Origin of the sequence: Pseudomonas mangiferae (genome assembly GCF_007109405.1) — a bacterium.
Taxonomy (GTDB): domain Bacteria; phylum Pseudomonadota; class Gammaproteobacteria; order Pseudomonadales; family Pseudomonadaceae; genus Pseudomonas_T; species Pseudomonas_T mangiferae.
Genome location: NZ_VJOY01000001.1, coordinates 427,685 through 447,116 on the forward strand (window position 1 = coordinate 427,685; position 19,432 = coordinate 447,116).

The following is a 19,432-nucleotide window of genomic DNA, read 5'->3' on the forward strand; positions in this document are numbered from 1 at the left end:
GGTCAGGTCCGGTGGACGTGCAGGTCGGTCATGGTGACCAGGATCCGGCGCGCGCCGGAAAACGGTTCGCGGCCGTGCACGCTGATGAAGTTGTCAAGCATCAGCACGTCGCCCTGGCGCCAGTCGAACAGGCGCATCTCGCTGCGGTAGGCGGCGCGGATGGTTTCCAGGGTTTCGGGCTCGATGGGGCTGCCGTCGCCGTAGTAGGCGTTGCGCGGCAGGCCCGCCTCCCCCACGTCGTCCAGCAGCGCCCGGGACAGCGCCGGTGGCATGTTGGAGACGTGGAACATGTGGGCGTGGTTGAACCACAGGTGCTCGCCGGTGACCGGGTGGCGGACCATGGCCTGGCGCACCTGGCGGGTGTTCAGGTGCTGGTCGTCGAGCCAGGTCCACGCGGTGCCGGTCTGCCGGCAGTAGGCCTCGACCTCCTCGCGGCGCTGGGTCTGGAAACCCTCCTGCCAGGTGAGGTCGATCTCCGGGCCGTAGTTGCGGACATAGCACACGCCACCCTCGAGGAAGCGCTGGCGGATGGCCTCGGGAATCCGCGCCGTCACCCGGCGCTCGTCGGCCAGGGGCGTGCGGCCCTGGGCGGCGGGCGGCACGTCGCAGTAGAAATGGATGCGGGACGGCCAGTTGTGGGAGTAGGACATTTCGTGGTGCATCGGAATCCAGCCGTCCGGGGAGAACTCCGTGGAGGTGAAGACCCGGTGGGCCACTTCCTGGCGCGCGGCGGCCCGTTCCAGGTAGTCCAGGAGGTTCGGCGACAGCGCCTGCACCGCCGCGGAGAAGGCGCTGGCATCGGCGACGGCGAAGCCGCGGAACAGCACGCCGCCCTGCTCGACCAGGGCAGTTTCCAGTTCGGCCCGGTGGCCGGCGATCCAGGCGTCCAGGGCTAGGCCGGGGCGGCGGGCCTCGACGATCTTCAGGTAACCCTGCTCGGCGTCCAGCAGGCTCTCGCGTACCCACTCGGCACTGGAGACCGGGCGCGGTCGCAGGCGCGTGGCGGTGAACGGCGTGCTCATGGCTGCACCTCGAGGGGCAGCCGGTCGGGCGTCTCCGGTACGTCGGCTTCGGCCAGATGGCTGTAGGGCGTGGACATGATGGTGAGGATGCGGCGCGGCCCGGCGAACGGCTCGCGGCCGTGCTGGGCGAGCATGTTGTCGAGGATCATGACGTCGCCGCGCTGCCAGTCGAAGCGCACGGTTTCCCGGTCGATGGCGGCGCGGATCAGGTGCAGGGTCTCCGGCTCGAGAGGGCTGCCGTCGCCGTAGTAGGTCTGGTACGGCAGGTCCCCCGGGGCCACGCTGCTCAGCAGGGCGTCCCGCAGCCGGGGCTCCAGGCTGGTGGCATGGAAGAACATGCCGTGGTTGAACCACAGCCGCTCGCCGCTATGCGGGTGCCGCTGAAAGGCCGCCCGCCGCTGCCAGGTGCGCAGGTGGTCATCGGCCAGCCAGGCGTGGGCGATGCGGTGCTCGGCGCAGAAGGCCTCCACCGCCTCGCGTCGGTCGGTCTGGAACGCCTCGCGCCAGGACAGCCCGAGGCCGGCGCGGTAGTTGCGCACGTAGAGGATGCCGAGCCGCTCGAAGCGTTCCAGCAGCGCGTCCGGCAGGTGGCGGATGATCCGCCGGTTGGAGGCCACCGGGGTGGCGCCACCCCGCAGCGCCGGCTCGGCACAGTGAAACATGATGTAGAGCGGCCAGTCGGCGGTGTAGGACTGCTCGTTGTGCAGGACGATCGGCTGGTCCACCGGGTGCTCAGTAGAGGTGTAGACCTCGCCGCTCACCTGGCTGCGGGGCGAGGAGCGCTCCTTGTAGTTCAGCAGGTCGGGAGCGAACACCCGCGCCGCGTCGCGGAAGCGCTCCGCCGAATCCACGTCGAAGCCGCGGAACAGCAGGCCGCCGCAGCGCTGCAGGTCCGCGTGCAGGGCCTCCCGCTGCTCGAAGATCCAGCCGGCCAGGGACAGGCCTGGCACCCGCGCCTCCACCTTCAGCGGCAGGACGTCCGCCTGGGGCTCGGCGCGCCGCACCAGCTCCCCGTTGCCGCGGGGCCGCAGGCCCTGGGGGCGGGCGAAACCGCGGCTCGCCAGTGTCGATCGTTCCATCGTCGTTCCTCCCTTGCGCCACCCCACGATGGGCCGGCGACGGTTGTCAGGCGTGCGTCGGGTGCCCCGCGCCCTCGGCCAGCGTCTCGGCGCCTGCCAGCAGGTGCTGCGCCCAGCACGCGTGGAGCGCGCGCACCGCATCTTCTTCGTAGCGATCCCGGGCATGGGTCCACACCGCGGTCCAGCCGTCCGGCGCCTCTTCCAGCCACAGGGTCAGGTCGAGGCGGGCCAGGGGCGACGGCAGGAACTGCGCCTCCAGGCGACAGGTCCGTCCGGTGAACAGGGTCTGCCGCCCGGTATGGGCGCCGCAGGCGACCCGGAGCGGCACGCTGCCAACCTCGCGGCGGCGCAGGGCGTCGTTCAGGGTTTCCAGGGGGACGTCCTGGTGGGCCACCAGGTCCAGCAGGTCGCGGCCTACCTGGCGCAGGCTGTCCACACGGCCGCGCCCGAGCTCGACCCGGACGGCCAGGGGCAGCAGGTTGACGAAGTTGCTCACCAGCCCGTGGGTCTCCAGGCGCGAGCGCCCGGCCAACGCGATCCCCACCAGGACCTCACGCTCCTGTTCATCGGCCAGGGTCCGGGCGAAGGCGTCGAGAGCCACACCGAAAGGGCTGGTGCCGGCCGCGGTGGCCAGCCGGCGGCAGGCCTGGAAGACGTCCGGCCCCACCGGCACGGTCAGGGTGCCGCTGGGGCGCGAACCGGGATCGTCCGCCGGAGCCCGGTCGGGAGCCCGCAACAGCGGCGCGAGGTGATCCGCCCAGCGCGCAGCCACTGTCTCGGGCCGCCCCGAGGCCAGTTCGGCGGCCTCCCAGGCGGCGACCTGCTCGGGCGCGGCGGCGAGCGGCGGCAGTGGCTGGCCCTCCAGCAGGGCCAGCAGTTCGCGGGCGAACACCACCAGCGACATATCGTCGAACGCGCAGTGGTGCACGCTCAGCAGCAGGTCCACGCTGGTGGCGTCGCTCCAGGGCAGCAGGGATATGCGCAGCGGTGCTTCGCGGCCCAGGTCGAAGGGCGTTCGCGCGGCTGCCTCCGCCAGGGCCTGCAGGCGCGCCTCGCGCGGGGACGTGTCCATGGGGTCCAGGCAGGTCAGGGGCACCGCCTCCACCGCCAAGGGCACCGGACGCGGGCCGTCGGCCGCCAGTTCGATACGCCGGCGCAGGACCAGGTGGCGATCCAGCAGCCGACCCAGGGCGCTGGCTACGGCATCCGCGGTCGCGCCACTGATCCGCACCCGGGCCTGCAGGTTGTAGGCGGTGACCTCCGGCTCCAGGTGCTGGGCGATCCACAGGCGCCGCTCGGCCAGGGTCAGGCGGGGCGGGATCGCCGTCGGGTTGTCGGGGGTGGGCACGTCCGCGGCGTCCCGGACCAGTGCCAGCAGGTGATCCACCGTGGCCTCGCCTCCAGCGAAGGCCTGCAGCGGCACCAGGCGACCCAGGGCATGGCGCACGTGTGCCAGCAGGTGGACCGCGCGCAGGGAATCGCCACCCGCGGCGTAGAAGCCCTGGCCCGGTAGCGGCGCCGTGCCCAGCACCGCCTGCCAGGCCCCGTGCACCGCCCGCTCCAGCGGGTCCGCAAGGCCGTCCAGGGGGGCGTCCGTGGTGTTCGCCGGGGGCGGCGGCAGGGCCTTTCGGTCGATCTTGCCGTTGAGGGTCTTGGGCAGCGCCGGCAGGCGCAGGTAGGCGGAAGGCAGCATGTAGTGGGGCAGCGTGCGGGCCAGGTGCGCGGCGAGGGCCGGCACGTCCAGCGGTGCCTCGCTTACCAGGTAGGCTACCAGCCGCCGCAGGCCGGCACTGTCGGGGGCGAGCACGGCGACGGCCTCGACGACCCCGGGAGCGGTGGCCAGGCGCGAGGCGATCTCCCCCAGTTCGATGCGGAAGCCGTTGAACTTCACCTGGTCGTCCAGGCGCCCCAGGTGTTCCAGCAGGCCGTCCTCGCCCAGGCGCACCCGGTCGCCGGTGCGGTACAGCCGCTCAGGGGCGGCCAGGGGCAGCCGGCCGGCAGCGAGGAAGCGCGCCTCGGTCTGCTCGGGCTTGCCGAAATAGCCCCGGGCCAGGCCGACGCCCCCCAGGTAGAGTTCGCCGGGCACCCCCAGGGGAACCGGCGCCCCCAGGGGGTCGAGCACCTGGACGGTAGTGCCCGGCAGGGGTCGGCCGATGGATGGCTCCTTCTCCTCTGCCGCGCCCGCCCGGGGCAGCTCGTACAGCGTGGAATAGGTGGTGTCCTCGGTGGGGCCGTACAGGTTGAGTATCCGCCGCACCCCGGGCTGCTGGCGCAGTTGCCGCACCAGGTGAGCACGCAGCGGCTCCCCGGCGAGGTTCACCGTGCGCACCGATTCGGGCAGGTCGCCCAGGGCCAGCAGCGCGGCGCACACCGAGGGCACGGTGTTGATCAGGGTGATGACGTCGCGGCGCGGGTAGTCCGCCAGGGCGAACAGGTTCTCCACCAAGTGCACCGTGCCGCCCCAGGCCAGGGTGCCGAAGAGTTCGTAGATGGACAGGTCGAAGCACACCGAGGTCGCTGCCAGCACCTCGCGCCACTCGGCGGCCTCGAAGCACTCCCCCGCCCAACGGAGGAAGGCATGGGCGCTGCCGTGCTCGATGGCCACCCCCTTGGGCTGCCCGGTGGAGCCGGAGGTGTAGATCAGGTAAGCCAGGTCCGAGGGCGAGGCAGCGGAGGCCGCCAGCGGCGTCTCGTCGGGCGCGACGGCGTCGACGGACAGGGTGAGGAACCCCAGGGCGGCCACCTCCGTCTCGGTACTGGCATCCACCAGCACCAGGGCGCAGTCCGCATCCTTGAGCATGTAGGCGAGGCGCTCGCCCGGGTAGGCCGGGTCCAGCGGTACGTAGCAGGCTCCGGCGCGAAGCACGGCTAGCAGGCCCGTGACCAGGTCGCTGCCGCGCGGCAGGCAGACACCGATGCGCTGCTCGCGGCCGATGCCCCGGGCCTGCAGACAGGCGGCCAGCTGGCGGCTGGCGTGCTCCAGTTCGGCGTAGGTCAGGCTGCGGTCGGGCGCATGCAGGGCGATGCGAGACGGTGTACGCCGCGCCTGGGCCTCGAACAGCCCATGGACCAGCCCCACCGGTGGTGCCTGATCCGGATCGCCCCGCAAGGCATACAGCATGGTGCGCTCGGCGTCGTCCAGCCAGGCGAGGCGGCCGACCGGCTCGCGGCTCTCCTGCAGCCCCAGGGCCAGGCGCCCCAGGTGACCTGCCATGCGCGACAGCGCGGCGTCGGCCCGAGCACGAAGGAACAGGCGGGCGCCCTGGCCGTCGCGGTCCGGCTGCAGGGCCAGCCAGGCCTCGGTGCCCAGATCGCCCTCCTCGTCCACCAGCAGCACGCTGCAGCCCTGGGCACGCTCGCGGGCGACGGCGTGGTCGACCCCCGCCGTGTGCTGGATGGCCTCCTGCATATCCGCGTCCAACTGCGCCAGGCAGGCCTCCGGTACCGCCTCGGCGTCATGGACGCAGCGGAGCACCGGTGGCTCCTGGGCGTCCGCGAAGGATGGGAAACCGATGCAGCATGCCTCGTTGCCATAGCGACCCAGCAGGACCCGATAGGCCGCCAGCCATACGCGCCGCGCCGCCGCCGGCGCCACGCCCGGGAGATGCACCGGCACCGTCTCGCAGTGCCAGGTCGCGTCGGCATCCAGGCGCACGGGCAGCTCGATGCCCAGGGGCACGCCCTGCAGGTAGGCGTCGAGGGCCGATGCGGCCCCGGACGGGCGCGTGGGCTCAGCCGAGCGGCGGGCGGTCGCCAGCCCCTTGCCGGGGGAGAAACGTCGAAGCGGTAGGCCGTGCCGCGCGTTCATCGCGCTCTCCTGGGCGCCCGATGGGCCCTGTCGAAACGGTTCTGGAAGACCGGCTGAGACGACGAAACATCAGCGGAGCGGCGTTCAGGTGGGGTAGTGCTCCACCAGGATCGGATACAGGGACGCCACCAGCAGCAGGGCCATCCCGACGTTGAACAGGCGCAGCCAGCGCGGGTTGCGCAACACGTCTCGCAGCATGCTGCCGAAGCCGGCCCAGACCCCGACGCTGGGGGCATTGATCAGGGCGAAGACCGCCGAGATCACCAGCACGTTGGTGAAGTAGTCCTGCAGCGGCGTGTAGGTGCTGATGGCGCCCACCGCCATCACCCAGGCCTTGGGGTTGACCCACTGGAAGGCCGCGGCGGCCCAGTAGCCCAGCGGCTTGCCCTTGCGGTCGGGGTCGTTGGAGGCGGGGCCGGAGGTGGCGATCCTCCAGGCCAGGTAGAGAAGGTAGGCGGCGCCGACGTAGCGCAGGACGCTGTAGAGCACCGGGTAGGCCTCGAACAACGCGCCCAGGCCGAAGCCGACTGCCAGCACCATCACGAAGAAGCCGCAGCTGATGCCGAGAATGTGGGGGATCGAGCGGGTGAAGCCGAAGTTCACGCCGGACGCCAGCAACATGGTGTTGTTCGGTCCGGGGGTCACCGAGGTGACGAAGGCGAAAAGGGAAAAACCCATCAACAAATCCGCTGTCAGCGACATCATTCAATCCCTTGAGTGCGAGCGCGTGGCAAACACTACGCTTCTTTTCAAGGCGGTCCCGGAACAGTTGGTAAAAAAAACGCCGTAACAATTCGGCGTTTTCGCCATCCTCCCTGTTCGCATCGGCATCTTCCCGATGGGCGGGCCGCGGCCTGGAAACCGGCGGCCCGCGCTCGCCACGGCCGTTGAATGCCGACCAACGCGTCAGGCCCTGAACGAGACCGGGCGCCCAAAGGCGCCCGGCGATGATTCGGCGTTAGCTGCTCAGCGCAGCTTGGCCAGTCGCTCGGTGAGCAGGTCGAAGAACCCCTGGGCATCGCCCTCGGTGATCCAGGTGACGTTCTTCGGCTGCTGCAGGCCGTCGTACCAGTCCGGGACGGACTGGCCGAAGGTAAGACCCTCGCGGCTGTCCACCTCCAGGTGCACGCTACGGCCGCTGAACAGCTGTGGGCGCAGCAGGTAGGCGATCACGCTGGCATCGTGGATCGGCCCGCCGGACAGCCCGTAATGCTCCATGTCGCGCTTCACGTATTCGTTGAGGATGTCGGCGACGGTCTTGCCGGCCTGGTTGCCCAGCCCCTGCAGTTTGTCGATGCGCGCCTGGCTGGTGAGGACCTTGTGGGTCACGTCCAGGGGGATGTAGGTCAGCGGCACACCGCTGGCCAGCACGACCTGGGCGGCATGGGGATCGGCGTACAGGTTGAATTCCGCCACCGGGGTGATGTTGCCGCCGTTGAAGTGGGCACCGCCCATGACCACCACTTCCTTGATGCCCTTGACGATCTCCGGCGCCTGGATCAGCGCCAGGGCCAGATTGGTCTGCGGGCCGAGCATGGCGATGGTGACGCTCTTGGGCGGCGCGGCGCGCAGGGTGTCGATCAGGTAAGTGACCGCACTGCCCGGCGCCAGGCCCTTGGCCGGTTCGTGGACGGGAATCGGCAGGCCTTCCGCGCCGTGGATGTCGGCGGCGTAGATCGGCGTGCGCAGCAACGGCCTGGGCGAGCCAGCGTAGACCGGCACATCCTCGCGACCGGCCCACTCCCGGGCCAGCCGGGCATTGCGCGAAGTCTTCTCCAGGCGCACGTTGCCGGCCACGGTGGTGATGGCGCGGATGTTCAGCTCGTCGGGCGAGGCCAGGGCGAGCAGCAGCGCGACGACATCGTCGGCGCCCGGGTCAGTGTCGATGATCAGGTCGCGGCGGGCCTCGTCGGCCAGGGCGGTGGTCACGGTCAGGCTCACGAGCAGCAGGCTCCTCAGGGCAGTGCGGATGAAAGCGTTCATCGGTTCCTCTCGATGGTGCGGCATGACGGCGGACTCCCTCCACCGGGTGGGGCATTGGCGGCGCCGGGGCGCTGCCTTCGCGATTCGGACCCGCTGCACCTTTGTGCCTGCGGGCAGGCCGGGCGAGGCCATGGGGTGACCGCCCTACCCTTCACCGTCCAGCGGGCACAGCCACGGCTGCCGCCCTTCGCTCATTCGCCCAGGTTCCCGGGACGACTTCGCCCGGCGAGTCTGGGTTTCTGTGCGCCCCGTCGTGGAGCGCGGTGCGTGTGAGGCGAAAACAGGCGATGCCTGTTCCAAAGCCGTTTTCAACGACGCGCCACCGAGCGCCGGCACGTTCCGTGCGGAACCTAGAACACCACCCCGGCGATCAGGGCGATGTTGCTGTACGGCTGGCATTCGCCGGTGCGCACCAGCACCCGGGCCTGGCGGCTGAGGCGCTTGAACGCCTCGTGGGTGAGCAGCGTGCGTTCGCCCAGCTCGCCCGCTTCCGTCAGCCGCTCTACCTCGGCCAGGGCCGGTGGCAGGCGGACCAGCATTTCCTCGGCCAGGGCGTGGCGATCCACCTGCATTTCGCTCAGCACGGTGCGCAGGGTGGTGACGAAATCCACCGTGCCGGGGGTCAGGGCCAGGTCGATCAGCTCGACCTCCTTCGGCACCGGCAGGCCGGCGTCGCCGATCACCAGGATGTCGCCATGGCCAAGGCCGGCGATGGTCCGCGACAGGGCAATGTTCAGCAGAGCGGTCTTCTTCATGGCTGCTCCGGGGTGTCCAGTTCGTGCAAATGGGGAATCGACGGCTGGGCACCGGCGCGGGTGACCGACAGGGCGGCGGCGCGCTGGCCGAAACGGATCGCCTCGGCTTCGTCGAAGCCCCGGGCGAGCCCCGCGGCGAAGGCGCCGACGAAGGTGTCGCCGGCCGCAGTGGTATCCACCGCGCGTACCGCCCGGGTCGGGAAATGCCGCGCCCCGTCGTCGTCGACGAACAGCGCGCCGCGCTCGCCCAGGGTCAGGATCACCTTGGCCGCACCGGCCCGGCGCAGGTGCGCCGCCGCGGCGCCGGCGCTCTCCAGAGAGTCCACCGGCAGGCCGCTGAGCAGCGCGGCCTCGCTCTCGTTGGGAATCAGGTAGTCGATCCAGGCGTACCACGCGGGCGGCAGCGCCTCGCTGGCGGGCGCCGGATTGAGGATCACCGTCTTGCCCAGGGCATGGCCGCGACACAGCACGTGGGCCACGGTGAGGCTGGGAATCTCCAGCTGGCAGATGAGGATCTGCGCGCCCTGCAACACCGCGTCCAGGGCCTCCACCCGGGAGGCCGACAGCTCGCCGTTGGCCCCGGGGATCACCACGATGGCGTTCTGGCTGTTGTCGTCCACCACGATCAGCGCGACTCCGCTGGAGCAATCCGCCACCTCGGCCAGGGCCGAGCAGTCGATGCCCTCGGCTTCCAGTCCGGTGCGCAGCTGCGCGCCGTAGGCGTCGTCGCCGACGCAGCCGACCATCGCCACCCGGGCGCCCAGGCGCGCCGCGGCCACCGCTTGGTTGGCGCCCTTGCCGCCGGGCACGGTGGCGAAGCTCTCACCGCTCAGGGTCTCCCCTTCCCGGGGCAGGCGCGGTGCCCGCGCCACTAGGTCCATGTTCAGGCTGCCGATCACCACTACGTTCGCTTGCATGGCTGAGCGCCCTTCTCGTTCGTCATTCATCTGGGGTTGTCGGTGGAGGCGCCGGCGGGCGGCGCGGTGGACTCGCGCACCACCAGGGCCGGCTCGATGGGCGCCTCGCGCGCCAGGGGCACGCGCGGCCTGGCGATGCGCGCCAGCAGGCGCTCGGCCGCCCGTTCGCCAAGCTGGAGGATGGACTGCCCGACAGTGCTGAGGGCCGGGTAGACGTAGCGGCTCATCTGGATGTCGTCGAAGCCGATCACCGAGAGCTGGCCCGGTACGCTGATGCCGCGCTCGGCGGCGGCCCGCAGCACGCCGAAGCCGATCATGTCGTTGCCGGCGACGATCGCCGTGGCCGGGCAACCGGCCGCCAGCAGGCCGGAAGCCGCCTGATAGCCGCCGGGGCTGCTGAAGTCGCAGGTCACCACACCGTCGGCCGGCGTCTGGAGGCCGGCTTCGGCCAGGGCCCGCCGGTAGCCCTGCACCCGCAGGGTGGCGACGCCGGTCTGGACAGGGCCGGCGATGCAGGCGATGTGGCGGTGACCCAGGTCCAGCAGATGCCGGGTAGCCAGGTAGCCGCCCTGTTCGTGGTCGATGCGCAGGGTGTCGGTGTCCACCCCGTCCAGGGCACGGTCCACCACCAGGCAGGGAATCCGCAAGGCCTGCAGGGTCTGGGCGAAGCCGGGGTCGTCGCCCCCCGAAGCCAAGATCAGCCCGTCGATGCGCTTTTCCAGGAGGATGCGCAGGTAGTTGCGCTGCTTGGCTGGGTCATCGTCGGAGTTGCACAGGATCACGCAGTAGCCGTTGCGCTCGCAGCAGTCCTCGATGCCCCGGGCCAGTTCGGCGAAGTACGGGTTGATGCCACTGGGGATCAGCAGACCGATGGTGGCGGTGGCCCGGGCCTTGAGGGAGCGGGCCACCGCGCTGGGCACATAGTTCAGCTCGGCGATGGCCGCTTCCACCTTGCAGCGCACCTCGGGGCTGACGTGGCGGGTGTTGTTCAGCACATGGGACACGGTGGTGTAGGAAATCCCCGCCCGGGCCGCGACGTCCTTGATGGTGGCCATGCTCGCGTCCCGTCAGCCGCGCCGGCTGGCCCGGTGGCTGCGGTAGGTGTCCAGCACCACCGCCACCACGATCACCGCGCCGGTGATGATGCGCTTGGTGGGCTCGCTGGCACCGATCTGCGCCAGGCCCGCGGCCAGCACGGAAATGATCAGCACGCCGAAGAAGGTGCTGATCACCGAGCCGCGCCCACCCATCAGGCTGGTGCCGCCGATCACCACCGCGGCGATCACCTGCAGCTCCAGGCCGGAGCCGGCGTTGGGGTCGGCCGCTTCCAGACGGGAAATCTGGAACAGCGCCGCCAGCCCGGCCAGCAGGCCCATGAGGCTGAACACCAGCACCTTGTAGGGTTTCGGGTTGATCCCGGCCAGGCGCACCGCTTCCTCATTGGTGCCGATGCCGATCAGGTAGCGGCCGAACACCGTGCGGGTGAGCAGCACCTGGGCGGCGACGATCACCGCCAGGGCGATCAGGAACGCCGGCGAGATACCCGCCGCCAGGGGATCGGAAAGCCAGGCGAAGGCGTCGCCGATGTAGGCGGTGCGCGAGTCGGTGAGCTGGTAGGCGGCGCCGCGGGCCATCTCCAGCACGCCCAAGGAGACGATGAACGAGGGAATCCGCCAGGCCACGGTGATGCTCCCGGTGACGGTGCCGGCGGCCGCCGCGCAGAGCATGCCCAGCGCCGCCGCGGGCAACACGCCCCAGCCCCAGCCGAGCATCGCCACGCTGACCACCGAGGCCGCCAGGGCCAGCACGGAGCCCACCGACAGGTCGATGCCGCCGATGATCAGCACGAAGGTCATGCCCACCGCCAGCACCATCAGGTCGGGGATCTGGTTGGCCAGGGTGGTGAAGGTGTCGTAGGAGAAGAAGTGGCTGCTCAGGCTGGAGAACAGCACGATCATCGCCAGCAACGCGCCGGCCAGGCCCAGGTAGGTACCCAGGCCGAGCATCGGCGAACGGCGTTTGGCCGCGCGCGGCGCGGCGTCGGGGGACGGGTTGGTCATGGCGGAATCCTGGGTCATTGGGGAAGCGCCGCCGGCTCGGGGAGCAGCGCGTCGCTTGCGGTGTAGCCGGCGAACGCGGCGGCGAGCAGCGCGTCCTGGGTCCAGTGGTCGCGGTCGAAGGTGTCGATCAGGCGGCCGGCGGAAAGCACGGCGATGCGGTCGCAGATCAGCATCAGCTCGCGCAGGTCGCTGGAGACCACCACCAGGGCCTTGCCCTGGCGCGACAGCTCGCCGAACAGGCCGTAGATGTCGAACTTGGCGCCCACGTCGATGCCCCGGGTGGGTTCGTCGAACAGCAGCACCTGGCAGTCGCGCTCCAGCCAGCGGCCGATCACCACTTTCTGCTGGTTGCCCCCGGACAGCTCGCCCACCGGCTGCTCCGGCCCGGAGCAGCGGATGCGCATGGCCTGCATCTGGCGCTGGGCCAGGGCGGTTTCCGCGCCCCGGTCGATGAAGCCATGGCGCGAGACCTCGGCCAGGTTGCCCAAGGCGACGTTGGCGCTGATGGACTGCGGCAGCAGCAGGCCTTCGCCCTTGCGGTCCTCGGTAATGAGGGCGATGCCCTGCTTCACCGCGTCCGTCGGCGAGCCGATGGCCTTCACCTCCAGGGGGTGACCCAGGGCGACGGTGCCGCGGTCGGCCCGGTCGGCGCCGTAGATCAGCCGCAGTAGTTCGGTGCGCCCGGCACCGATCAACCCGGAAATGCCGAAGATCTCCCCGGCCCGGACCTCGAAGGACACGTCCCGCACCACCTCGCCGCGCCCCAGGCCGCGCACCGCCAGCAGCGGCGCCCCCAGGCTGCGCGGGCCGAGGTCGATGTGCTCGCCCAGCTCGCGGCCCACCATCAGGTTCACCAGGTGCTGGGGGTCGTTGCCGGCCACCGGCTCCACCGCCACCAGGCGGCCGTCCCGCAGCACGGCGACCCGCTGGGCGATCTGTGCCAGCTCTTCCAGGCGATGGGAGATGTAGACGATGGCCACGCCCCGGGCCCGCAGGCGGGCGATCTGCTCGAACAGCAGGTCCACTTCCCGGGCGGTGAGCATGGCGGTGGGTTCGTCGAGGATCAGCAGGTGGCAGTCGCCGATCAGGTTGCGGGCGATCTCCACCATCTGCTGATGACCGATGCCCAGCTCGCCCACCAGGGTGTCCGGGTCGAGAGCATCGAGACCTACCTGGGCCATGGCGTGCAGGGCGTCCTCCCGCAGGCGGCGCCGGGCGATCCAGCCGCCGCGGCTGGGCAGGCGGTCGAGGAACAGGTTCTCGGCGATGCTCAGAGTGGGCAGCAGGTTCAGCTCCTGCATCACCATGCGCACGCCCAGGCGCTCCGCCTCGGCACGGCTGGCCGGGGCATAGGGACGGCCCTCGAACTGCATGTCGCCGGTGGTGGGGTGGACCAGCCCGCCGATGATCTTCGACAGGGTGCTCTTGCCGGCGCCGTTCTCGCCGGTAAGGGCCAGCACTTCGCCCCGCACCAGGGTCAGGTCGACGTCGGCCAGCACCGGCTGTGCGTAGTGCTTGCCGATCCCGCGGATATGCAGCACCGGCTCCGCAACGAAGGAGGACATGAATGAATTCTCCGAAACCGCGGTCTCGCCGGAGCGCACCCCGGCGAGACCGCGCAGGGCGGGTCAGGGCTGGGTGACCAGCTCCACCGGGGTCTCGATGACGCCACTGGCATCACCCTCGGCCTTCTCCCCCTTCAGGGACGTGAGGGCGGCCTCGATGCCGAACACCGCCTGCTTGGCGGCGAACTGGTCGGCGGTGGCGAGCACGCGGCCATCCTTGAGCATCGGCTTGATGGCCTTGATGTTGTCGTAGCCCACCACCTTCACCTTGCCGGCCTTGCCAGCGGCGCGAATGGCGGACACCGCGCCCAGGGCCATGCTGTCGTTGCCGGCCAGCAACGCCTTGAGTTCGGGGTACTCGTTGAGCATCGCCGAGGCGACGGCGTTGCCCTTGTCGATTTCCCAGTTGCCGGACTGCACCGAGACCACCTTCATCCCGGCTGCTTCCATGGCGTCCTTGAAACCGGCGGTACGTTGCTGGGCGTTGGTGGTGGTGGACACGCCCTCGATGATCCCCACCTGGTCGCCGCCCTGGAGCTGCTTGGCCAGGTAGTCGCCCACCAGGCGTGCGCCCTTGCGGTTGTCCGGGCCCACGAAGGGCACCGCGATGCCCTTGCTCTTGAGGACGTCCGGGTCCAGGCGGTTATCGATGTTGATCACGGTGATGCCGGCGTCCACCGCCTTCTTCACCACCGGCACCAGGGCCTTGGAGTCGGCCGGCGCCAGCACCAGGGCGTCGACCTTGGAGACGATCATCTGCTCGACGATGCGGATCTGGTTGGCGGTGTCGGACTCGTCCTTGATGCCGTTCGACACCAGGTCGAACTGCTCGGCGTGGTCCTTCTGGTAAGCCTTGGCGCCGTCTTCCATGGTCAGGAAGAACTCGTTGGCGAGGGATTTCATCACCAGCGCCACCTTGGGCTTGGCCGGTGCCTCGGCGTGGACGCTGGAGAACGGCAGACTGGCGAGGAAAGCGAAGGCGAACAGGCGCCCGGGGACCGGCAGCTTCATGGGATGACTCCAGTTTTTTTGTCGTTTTTATGCAAACGCGCGCTTAGGCAAACGTTTGCGTGGCGGAACTATGGAAAAGCGGTCGGCCTTTGTCAACGACGGCGAACTGCTGGCGCCGGGGTACGAATGCGGGGCCTCAGTGAGGGTCCAGGCTCGCCCGCACCTGGTCGATCAGGGCTGCGGAGTCGGCATAGCGCTGGGCTTCGCCGGCGTAGGACAGGGAATAGGCCGCGCCCTCCCCCAGGGCCACCAGCAGGGTCTGGCGCATCAGGTCCACGTCGTCGCGCCGGGTGGTGCAGGTGGTCTCGAGGCCCGGCAGGCGGCCGAAGGTGCTCTCCCGGGGAGGCGTGCAGGCGGTATGCAGGCCCTGGCGCAAGGTCTCCAGTTGCACCGCCTTGCGCATGTGGGTCAGCACCTTGCGCAGGTCGATGTCCGGTTCGTGCTGAGCGGTGCGGGTGAACTCCATGATCAGCAGTGGGCTGCCGTCGCCTGGCGGGTTGGCCCGCTCGCGGATGTCCCCCGGCGCCTGCCCCGGGGCCGGCAGGGCGGTCACTACCCAGCCGGCGGGCCAGGTCACCTGACGGTCTTCCGAACCGGCGGCGGAAACCGGGCCCAGCAGGGCGAGGCAAGGTAACAGGACGAGCAGACGGCGCATGGCGGACCTGGCGGCAAGCGAAACGGTGATGGGCGGAACGTTCGCGCCGCCCGAAGGCCGAAGCATGCACCGCCGGTGGCTTTTTGCGAAGCGTTCCGCTTCCATCGGCCGGCTCGACAAGACCATTGCCTGACGAGGACTCCTGCGATGACTGTTCGCCCGCCCGCCCCCCTGCCCTTCGGTCGGCAGATCGCGCTCTTCTGCGCATGCGCCCTGCTGGGGGCCTGCGCCTCCTTCCACGACAGCGACCAGGCGCCCGAGCAGAAGAACTACACGCCCTTCCCCTTCGCGCTACTGCAGGCGGAAGACCCGGCGGGTACCTATTGGTCGGTGGTCACCAAGATCACCTACGACATCGACGACCGTGGCCAGCTGACCTTGGCCGACGAAGGCGAACCGCTGCTGAGCCTGGACGACGACCCCTCCCATGACCTCACCTGCCAGCGCTACGGCGGCGGCGAGAACCAGCGAACCTCGTGGTTCCCCTACACAGCGGTGTTCGTCAAGGGCGGTGAGCTGCACGGTATCGCCGACGCCCGCGGCGCGGCGCAGCCCCTGCGTCCCCTGAGCGCCGATGCGGACGGACGCATGACCTACACCGGCCCCCGGGCCCGCACGCCGGAATACAGCTTCATCCCCTGCGTAGGCGACCAGCCGGTGACGCGGGGCGTACGCCTGGACGGGTACCTGCCGGAGGCGGCGCGCCTGACCCTGCAGAAAACCGGGCAGGGCAGCAACCAGCGGATCGAGTTGCCCTCCCTGGACCAACCCTTCCTTTACCTCGGCTATCGCCATGGACGGATGATCCCGCTCCCCATGCGCCCGGTGCTGCTGGGCATCGACCTGGATGCCCGCCGCCTGGTGCTGCAGTACCAGACCACCTTCAGCGCCAACCGGCGCCTGAGCCTGTTGCAATATCGCTTCGTCAGCGCCCAGGGCGAGCCGTCGGAAGGCGAGACCGCGGCCCGCTACCAGGAGCGCACCGACGCCCTGATGAAGGACCTGCGGCAGTGCCCGCCGCCGACCCTGCTACCCCGGGAAGCCTGCGGCGATCCGGACCGGCGCCCGGATTCGCGCATTTTCTCCAGCGAGTGACCGCCCGTTCTCGACGGATGGGGGCGGCCGGCGCCGTCAAATCCTGAAGCTGCCCACCAGCACGGTCAGCCGCGCCGCCTGCCGTTCCAGGTCGGCGCAGGCACGCAACGTGGCTTGAAGGTTCTCCACGCCTTCCTGGTTGAGGGTGTTGATCTCGGTGATGTCCATGTTCAGGGTCTCGATCACCGAGGTCTGTTCCTCGGTGGCGGTGGCCACGGACTGGTTCATGCCGTCGATCTCACCGATGCGATGGGTTACGCTGCTCAGGCGCTCGCCGGCCTGGTTGGCGATCTCCACGCTTTCCTCGCTGTAGCGCTGGCTCTCGGTCATGGTGGTGACCGCTTCTCCGGCGCCCACCTGCAGCTCCTCGATCATCTTCTGGATTTCCTGGGCCGATTCCTGGGTCCGGTGGGCCAGGTTGCGCACCTCGTCCGCCACCACGGCGAAGCCGCGACCGGCTTCGCCCGCCCGGGCGGCCTCGATGGCGGCGTTGAGTGCCAGCAGGTTGGTCTGCTGGGAGATGCTCTTGATCACTTCCAGGATCTGCCCGATGTTCACCGTCTTGCTGTTGAGGGCCTCGATGTTGGCGCAGGAACCGCTGATCTTCGCCGACAGCTCGCTCATGGCGCGAATGGTGCGCTCTACCACCTGACTGCCATCCTCGGACTGCACCCGGGCCTCGGAGGCCTGGTTGGACGCATCCGCGGCGTTGCGGGCAATTTCCTGGGCGGCGGCGCCCAGCTCGTTGATGGCGGCGGCCACGCTGTTGGTGCGCTGGGCCTGCTCGTCGGAGTTGCTCATGGATGAGTTGGAGGCGTTGAGCACCAGCTTGGCGACTTCGTTGACCTGGGCGGTGGTGGAGGACACCTCACGGATCGAGGCGTGGATACGCCCGACGAAATGGTTGAAGGCCTTGGCCAGCTCGCCGAATTCGTCCTTGCCCTCGGCATCCAGGCGCTTGGTCAGGTCACCGTCGCCTTGGGCGATGTCTTCCATGGCCAGGCTCATCTGGTGCAACGGCCGCAGCAGCACGCGAATCAGCATGCCTAACAAGAGGATGGTGGCCACCACCGCAATCAGCGTCGCCAGGATCGCCGAGGTGCGGAACTCGCTGAGCATGGCGTAGGCCTGCTGCTGGTCCAGCACCAGGCCCACGTACCAGTTGGCCGACGGTACGCCGCGCACCGGCATGAACGACACGAACTCCGGCCCCTTGGCGCCCTGTACTTCCTGCACGCCCTGGACGATCCGGGGCGTCTCGCCGGCCGGATAGAGCTGGGCCAGTGGCTTCAGCAACGCATCCTTGTCGGGATGCAGCAGCACCTTGCCATTGGCGTCCACCAGAAAGGCATGGCCGTGACCGGCGAAATCCAGGGAATTGATGATGGCGGTGATCGCCTCCAGGTCCATGTCGGCGCCGGCCACCCCCAGCATGCGGCCCGCGGCGCGGACCGGGGTGGCGATGGTGATCACCAGCTTGCCGGACGAGGCGGCGATGTACGGCTCGGTGACCACCGTGGCATGGGCGCCGCTGGCGGCCTGGTACCAGCCGCGGGTTCGCGGATCGTAGTCCGCCGCGCGGTTGCCCGCCGGTACCGAGACCATAGAGCCGTCCTGGCCGCCGAAGTAGCTGAGCTGGAAGCTGCCGCCGTAGACCGGCAGGGAAATCGCCCGGGTCGGCACCTCGTTCTCGCCCTGGCGTTCCACCTGCTGGGCGATGGACTCCAGCAGGTGGATGCGTCCTTCCAGCCAGTTCTGGATGTTGCGCGAACTGAGGTCGCCGAGGGATTGCAGGGTCGACTGCACGTCGGCCCGCACCGATTGCCGCTGCCGGTAATCGTTGAACAGGACGAAACAGGCGAAGGCGACCGTGACCACCAGGGAGGCGGCCAGGAGGATCTTGTGGCTGAATTTCAAGGAGTTGTACATGGGACTGCAATACCCGGGGCACGAAGGGAAAGGAATCTGGGGATAGGAACGACCGCACTCGACGAGGCGCCTTTGGCGCACGGGAGCTGCTCGTTTACCGCTGGGTAAACCCGCTGCCTCGGCGCGCTCGCCTCACCTTGCCATCGCGCGATGACGTTTCCTGCTGGACCTGATGGCGCCGCCTGCGCCGCACGACGCCGCGTCGCCTGGCGGATGGCCAGGAAACGAACGAAGGGGCGAAAAATGGAGAGGCGAAACCGGGGCGCGCGGATGGTACGGAAGCCCCTTGCGGGGCGCCAGCCCCCGGCGGCTCTCCGGGGCGTCCAGTTGAACCTTGGCGACAACCGGTCAGTCAGGATGCTTTCGACACGATGACGGAGGCGTGCATGCCGACAGCCACCCCTGCGGGCTTTCCCGCAACCGCCTCCGCGCCCATCGGCTTGGCGCAACGGGTCGCCACCCGCGTGGCCTTCTTCATCGCCGGCTTCGGCATGTCCGCCTGGGCGCCCCTGGTTCCCTATGCCAAGCAGCGCGCCGGGCTCGACGAAGCCAGCCTGGGGTTATTGCTGCTGTGCCTGGGGGTGGGCTCCCTCGTAACCATGCCGTTGACTGGGCTGCTGGCGCCGCGCCTGGGTTGCCGCCTGCTGATCGTCTGCGCCGCCCTGGTGATCGCCGTCACCCTGCCCTTGCTGGCCACCCTGGATGCACCCCTGGCTTTAGCCCTGGCCCTGTTTCTGTTCGGCGCCGGGGTGGGCACGGTGGACGTAGCGGTGAACATCCAGGCGGTGCTGGTGGAGAAGGCCGGCGACCGGGCGCTGATGTCGGGCTTCCATGGGCTGTTCAGCGTCGGCGGGATCGCCGGGGCCGGCGGCGTCAGCCTGCTGCTGTCCCAGGGAGCTACGCCGCTCTGGGCAGCGCTGGCGGTGAGCGCGCTGATCCTGCTGGCCCTGGGCGGTGCCGGCCGTCATCTGCTGCCCTACGCCGAGGGCGACAGCCAGGGACGCGGCTTCGCCCTGCCCCACGGTATCGTCCTGTTCATCGGCCTGCTGACTTTCATCAGCTTCCTCGCCGAGGGCGCGATCCTCGACTGGAGCGCGGTGCTGCTCACCGCCCGTGGCCAGTTGCCGGCTGCGGGCGCGGGCCTGGGCTACACCGCCTTCGCCCTTGCCATGACCTTGGGCCGGCTGACGGGCGATCGCCTGGTGAGGGCACTGGGAGGCAGGCGAATTCTATTGGGAGGGGGACTGCTTTCGGCGGCGGGCCTGGCCCTGGCGGTCATGGCCAGCGAGTGGCACCTGGCGCTGCTGGGCTTCGCCCTGGTGGGGCTGGGGGCGTCGAATATCGTGCCGGTGCTGTACTCGGCCATCGGCCGGCAGCAGTTGATGCCCTCCCACCAGGCGGTGGCAGCGGTGACCACCCTGGGCTACGCGGGCATCCTGGCCGGGCCGGCGTTGATCGGCCTGGTGGCCCAGGGCATCGGACTGCCCTTCGCCTTGCTAGGGGTGGCGGCCCTGCTGCTGGTCGTGGCGGCCAGCGCGCGGATCGGCGCCTGA

At 69.9% G+C, this 19,432-nt stretch carries 16 protein-coding genes and 1 pseudogene; 3 read left to right on the forward strand and 14 right to left on the reverse strand.

The window, feature by feature from the left end; translation table 11 throughout:
* Positions 1-2: 2 nt before the first annotated feature.
* From FM069_RS01595 to FM069_RS01650, 12 genes are all read right to left on the reverse strand, one after another.
* Entirely contained in the window at positions 3-1,022 is a 1,020-nt protein-coding gene (locus FM069_RS01595; protein ID WP_143486442.1) for a TauD/TfdA family dioxygenase, read from the reverse strand.
* A complete protein-coding gene (locus FM069_RS01600; protein ID WP_143486443.1) occupies positions 1,019-2,101 on the reverse strand; it encodes a TauD/TfdA family dioxygenase in 1,083 nt (360 codons plus the stop codon). Before FM069_RS01600 ends, FM069_RS01595 begins: the two co-directional genes overlap by 4 nt.
* A gap of 46 nt (positions 2,102-2,147) precedes the next feature.
* Complete coding sequence (locus FM069_RS01605) at positions 2,148-5,909, reverse strand: non-ribosomal peptide synthetase (RefSeq protein WP_143486445.1); 3,762 nt, start codon at positions 5,907-5,909, stop codon at positions 2,148-2,150.
* Between the two features lie 84 nt (positions 5,910-5,993).
* Positions 5,994-6,611 (reverse strand): LysE family translocator, encoded by a 618-nt coding sequence (locus tag FM069_RS01610; RefSeq protein WP_143486447.1) that lies wholly within the window; start codon positions 6,609-6,611, stop codon positions 5,994-5,996.
* Positions 6,612-6,875: 264 nt separating this feature from the next.
* The gene (locus tag FM069_RS01615) at positions 6,876-7,892 is read right to left on the reverse strand and encodes a nucleoside hydrolase (protein ID WP_143486449.1); all 1,017 of its coding nucleotides are present in this window, start codon (positions 7,890-7,892) and stop codon (positions 6,876-6,878) included.
* Positions 7,893-8,242: 350 nt separating this feature from the next.
* Entirely contained in the window at positions 8,243-8,647 is a 405-nt protein-coding gene (gene rbsD, locus FM069_RS01620) for a D-ribose pyranase (protein WP_143486450.1), read from the reverse strand.
* Positions 8,644-9,564 (reverse strand): ribokinase, encoded by a 921-nt coding sequence (gene rbsK, locus FM069_RS01625; RefSeq protein WP_143486451.1) that lies wholly within the window; start codon positions 9,562-9,564, stop codon positions 8,644-8,646. Before rbsK ends, rbsD begins: the two co-directional genes overlap by 4 nt.
* Before the next feature lie 26 nt (positions 9,565-9,590).
* Positions 9,591-10,619, reverse strand: a complete 1,029-nt coding sequence (locus FM069_RS01630; protein WP_143486453.1) for a LacI family DNA-binding transcriptional regulator — start codon at positions 10,617-10,619, stop codon at positions 9,591-9,593.
* A gap of 12 nt (positions 10,620-10,631) precedes the next feature.
* Positions 10,632-11,624, reverse strand: a complete 993-nt coding sequence (locus FM069_RS01635) for an ABC transporter permease (RefSeq protein ID WP_178106632.1) — start codon at positions 11,622-11,624, stop codon at positions 10,632-10,634.
* Between the two features lie 14 nt (positions 11,625-11,638).
* Positions 11,639-13,189 carry a sugar ABC transporter ATP-binding protein gene (locus FM069_RS01640; RefSeq protein ID WP_143486455.1) on the reverse strand — a complete coding sequence of 517 codons (1,551 nt, stop codon included), beginning with the start codon at positions 13,187-13,189 and terminating at the stop codon, positions 11,639-11,641.
* Between the two features lie 63 nt (positions 13,190-13,252).
* Complete coding sequence (locus FM069_RS01645; RefSeq protein ID WP_143486457.1) at positions 13,253-14,200, reverse strand: sugar ABC transporter substrate-binding protein; 948 nt, start codon at positions 14,198-14,200, stop codon at positions 13,253-13,255.
* Positions 14,201-14,336: 136 nt separating this feature from the next.
* Complete coding sequence (locus FM069_RS01650; protein WP_178106633.1) at positions 14,337-14,855, reverse strand: DUF4946 domain-containing protein; 519 nt, start codon at positions 14,853-14,855, stop codon at positions 14,337-14,339.
* On the opposite strand from FM069_RS01650, the gene FM069_RS22005 reads away from it, so the two are divergent.
* Together FM069_RS22005 and FM069_RS01655 are read left to right on the forward strand one after the other, a co-directional pair.
* Positions 14,854-14,988, forward strand: a complete 135-nt coding sequence (locus FM069_RS22005; RefSeq protein WP_267904169.1) for a hypothetical protein — start codon at positions 14,854-14,856, stop codon at positions 14,986-14,988. The genes FM069_RS01650 and FM069_RS22005 overlap by 2 nt on opposite strands.
* Positions 14,989-15,002: 14 nt before the next feature.
* Positions 15,003-15,950, forward strand: a complete 948-nt coding sequence (locus tag FM069_RS01655; protein ID WP_143486460.1) for a hypothetical protein — start codon at positions 15,003-15,005, stop codon at positions 15,948-15,950.
* A gap of 36 nt (positions 15,951-15,986) precedes the next feature.
* On the opposite strand, the gene FM069_RS22190 is transcribed toward FM069_RS01655, so the two are convergent.
* Positions 15,987-16,751, reverse strand: a complete 765-nt coding sequence (locus FM069_RS22190; protein ID WP_407681549.1) for a methyl-accepting chemotaxis protein — start codon at positions 16,749-16,751, stop codon at positions 15,987-15,989.
* Positions 16,752-16,844: 93 nt separating this feature from the next.
* A pseudogene (locus FM069_RS22195) lies at positions 16,845-17,879 on the reverse strand (HAMP domain-containing protein); the annotation flags it as partial.
* Between the two features lie 386 nt (positions 17,880-18,265).
* Here FM069_RS22195 and FM069_RS01665 point away from each other — a divergent pair.
* Positions 18,266-19,432, forward strand: a complete 1,167-nt coding sequence (locus tag FM069_RS01665; RefSeq protein WP_143486463.1) for an MFS transporter — start codon at positions 18,266-18,268, stop codon at positions 19,430-19,432.

Excerpts from the sequence above, each read along its gene's own strand:
- FM069_RS01595 (WP_143486442.1), bottom strand. The coding sequence starts at position 1,022 with ATGAGCACGCCGTTCACCGCCACGCGCCTGCGACCGCGCCCGGTCTCC.
- FM069_RS01600 (WP_143486443.1), bottom strand. The coding sequence starts at position 2,101 with ATGGAACGATCGACACTGGCGAGCCGCGGTTTCGCCCGCCCCCAGGGC.
- FM069_RS01605 (WP_143486445.1), bottom strand. The coding sequence starts at position 5,909 with ATGAACGCGCGGCACGGCCTACCGCTTCGACGTTTCTCCCCCGGCAAG.
- FM069_RS01610 (WP_143486447.1), bottom strand. The coding sequence starts at position 6,611 with ATGTCGCTGACAGCGGATTTGTTGATGGGTTTTTCCCTTTTCGCCTTC.
- FM069_RS01615 (WP_143486449.1), bottom strand. The coding sequence starts at position 7,892 with ATGAACGCTTTCATCCGCACTGCCCTGAGGAGCCTGCTGCTCGTGAGC.
- rbsD (WP_143486450.1), bottom strand. The coding sequence starts at position 8,647 with ATGAAGAAGACCGCTCTGCTGAACATTGCCCTGTCGCGGACCATCGCC.
- rbsK (WP_143486451.1), bottom strand. The coding sequence starts at position 9,564 with ATGCAAGCGAACGTAGTGGTGATCGGCAGCCTGAACATGGACCTAGTG.
- FM069_RS01630 (WP_143486453.1), bottom strand. The coding sequence starts at position 10,619 with ATGGCCACCATCAAGGACGTCGCGGCCCGGGCGGGGATTTCCTACACC.
- FM069_RS01635 (WP_178106632.1), bottom strand. The coding sequence starts at position 11,624 with ATGACCAACCCGTCCCCCGACGCCGCGCCGCGCGCGGCCAAACGCCGT.
- FM069_RS01640 (WP_143486455.1), bottom strand. The coding sequence starts at position 13,189 with ATGTCCTCCTTCGTTGCGGAGCCGGTGCTGCATATCCGCGGGATCGGC.
- FM069_RS01645 (WP_143486457.1), bottom strand. The coding sequence starts at position 14,200 with ATGAAGCTGCCGGTCCCCGGGCGCCTGTTCGCCTTCGCTTTCCTCGCC.
- FM069_RS22005 (WP_267904169.1), top strand. The coding sequence starts at position 14,854 with ATGGCGGACCTGGCGGCAAGCGAAACGGTGATGGGCGGAACGTTCGCG.
- FM069_RS01650 (WP_178106633.1), bottom strand. The coding sequence starts at position 14,855 with ATGCGCCGTCTGCTCGTCCTGTTACCTTGCCTCGCCCTGCTGGGCCCG.
- FM069_RS01655 (WP_143486460.1), top strand. The coding sequence starts at position 15,003 with ATGACTGTTCGCCCGCCCGCCCCCCTGCCCTTCGGTCGGCAGATCGCG.
- FM069_RS22190 (WP_407681549.1), bottom strand. The coding sequence starts at position 16,751 with ATGAGCAACTCCGACGAGCAGGCCCAGCGCACCAACAGCGTGGCCGCC.
- FM069_RS01665 (WP_143486463.1), top strand. The coding sequence starts at position 18,266 with ATGCCGACAGCCACCCCTGCGGGCTTTCCCGCAACCGCCTCCGCGCCC.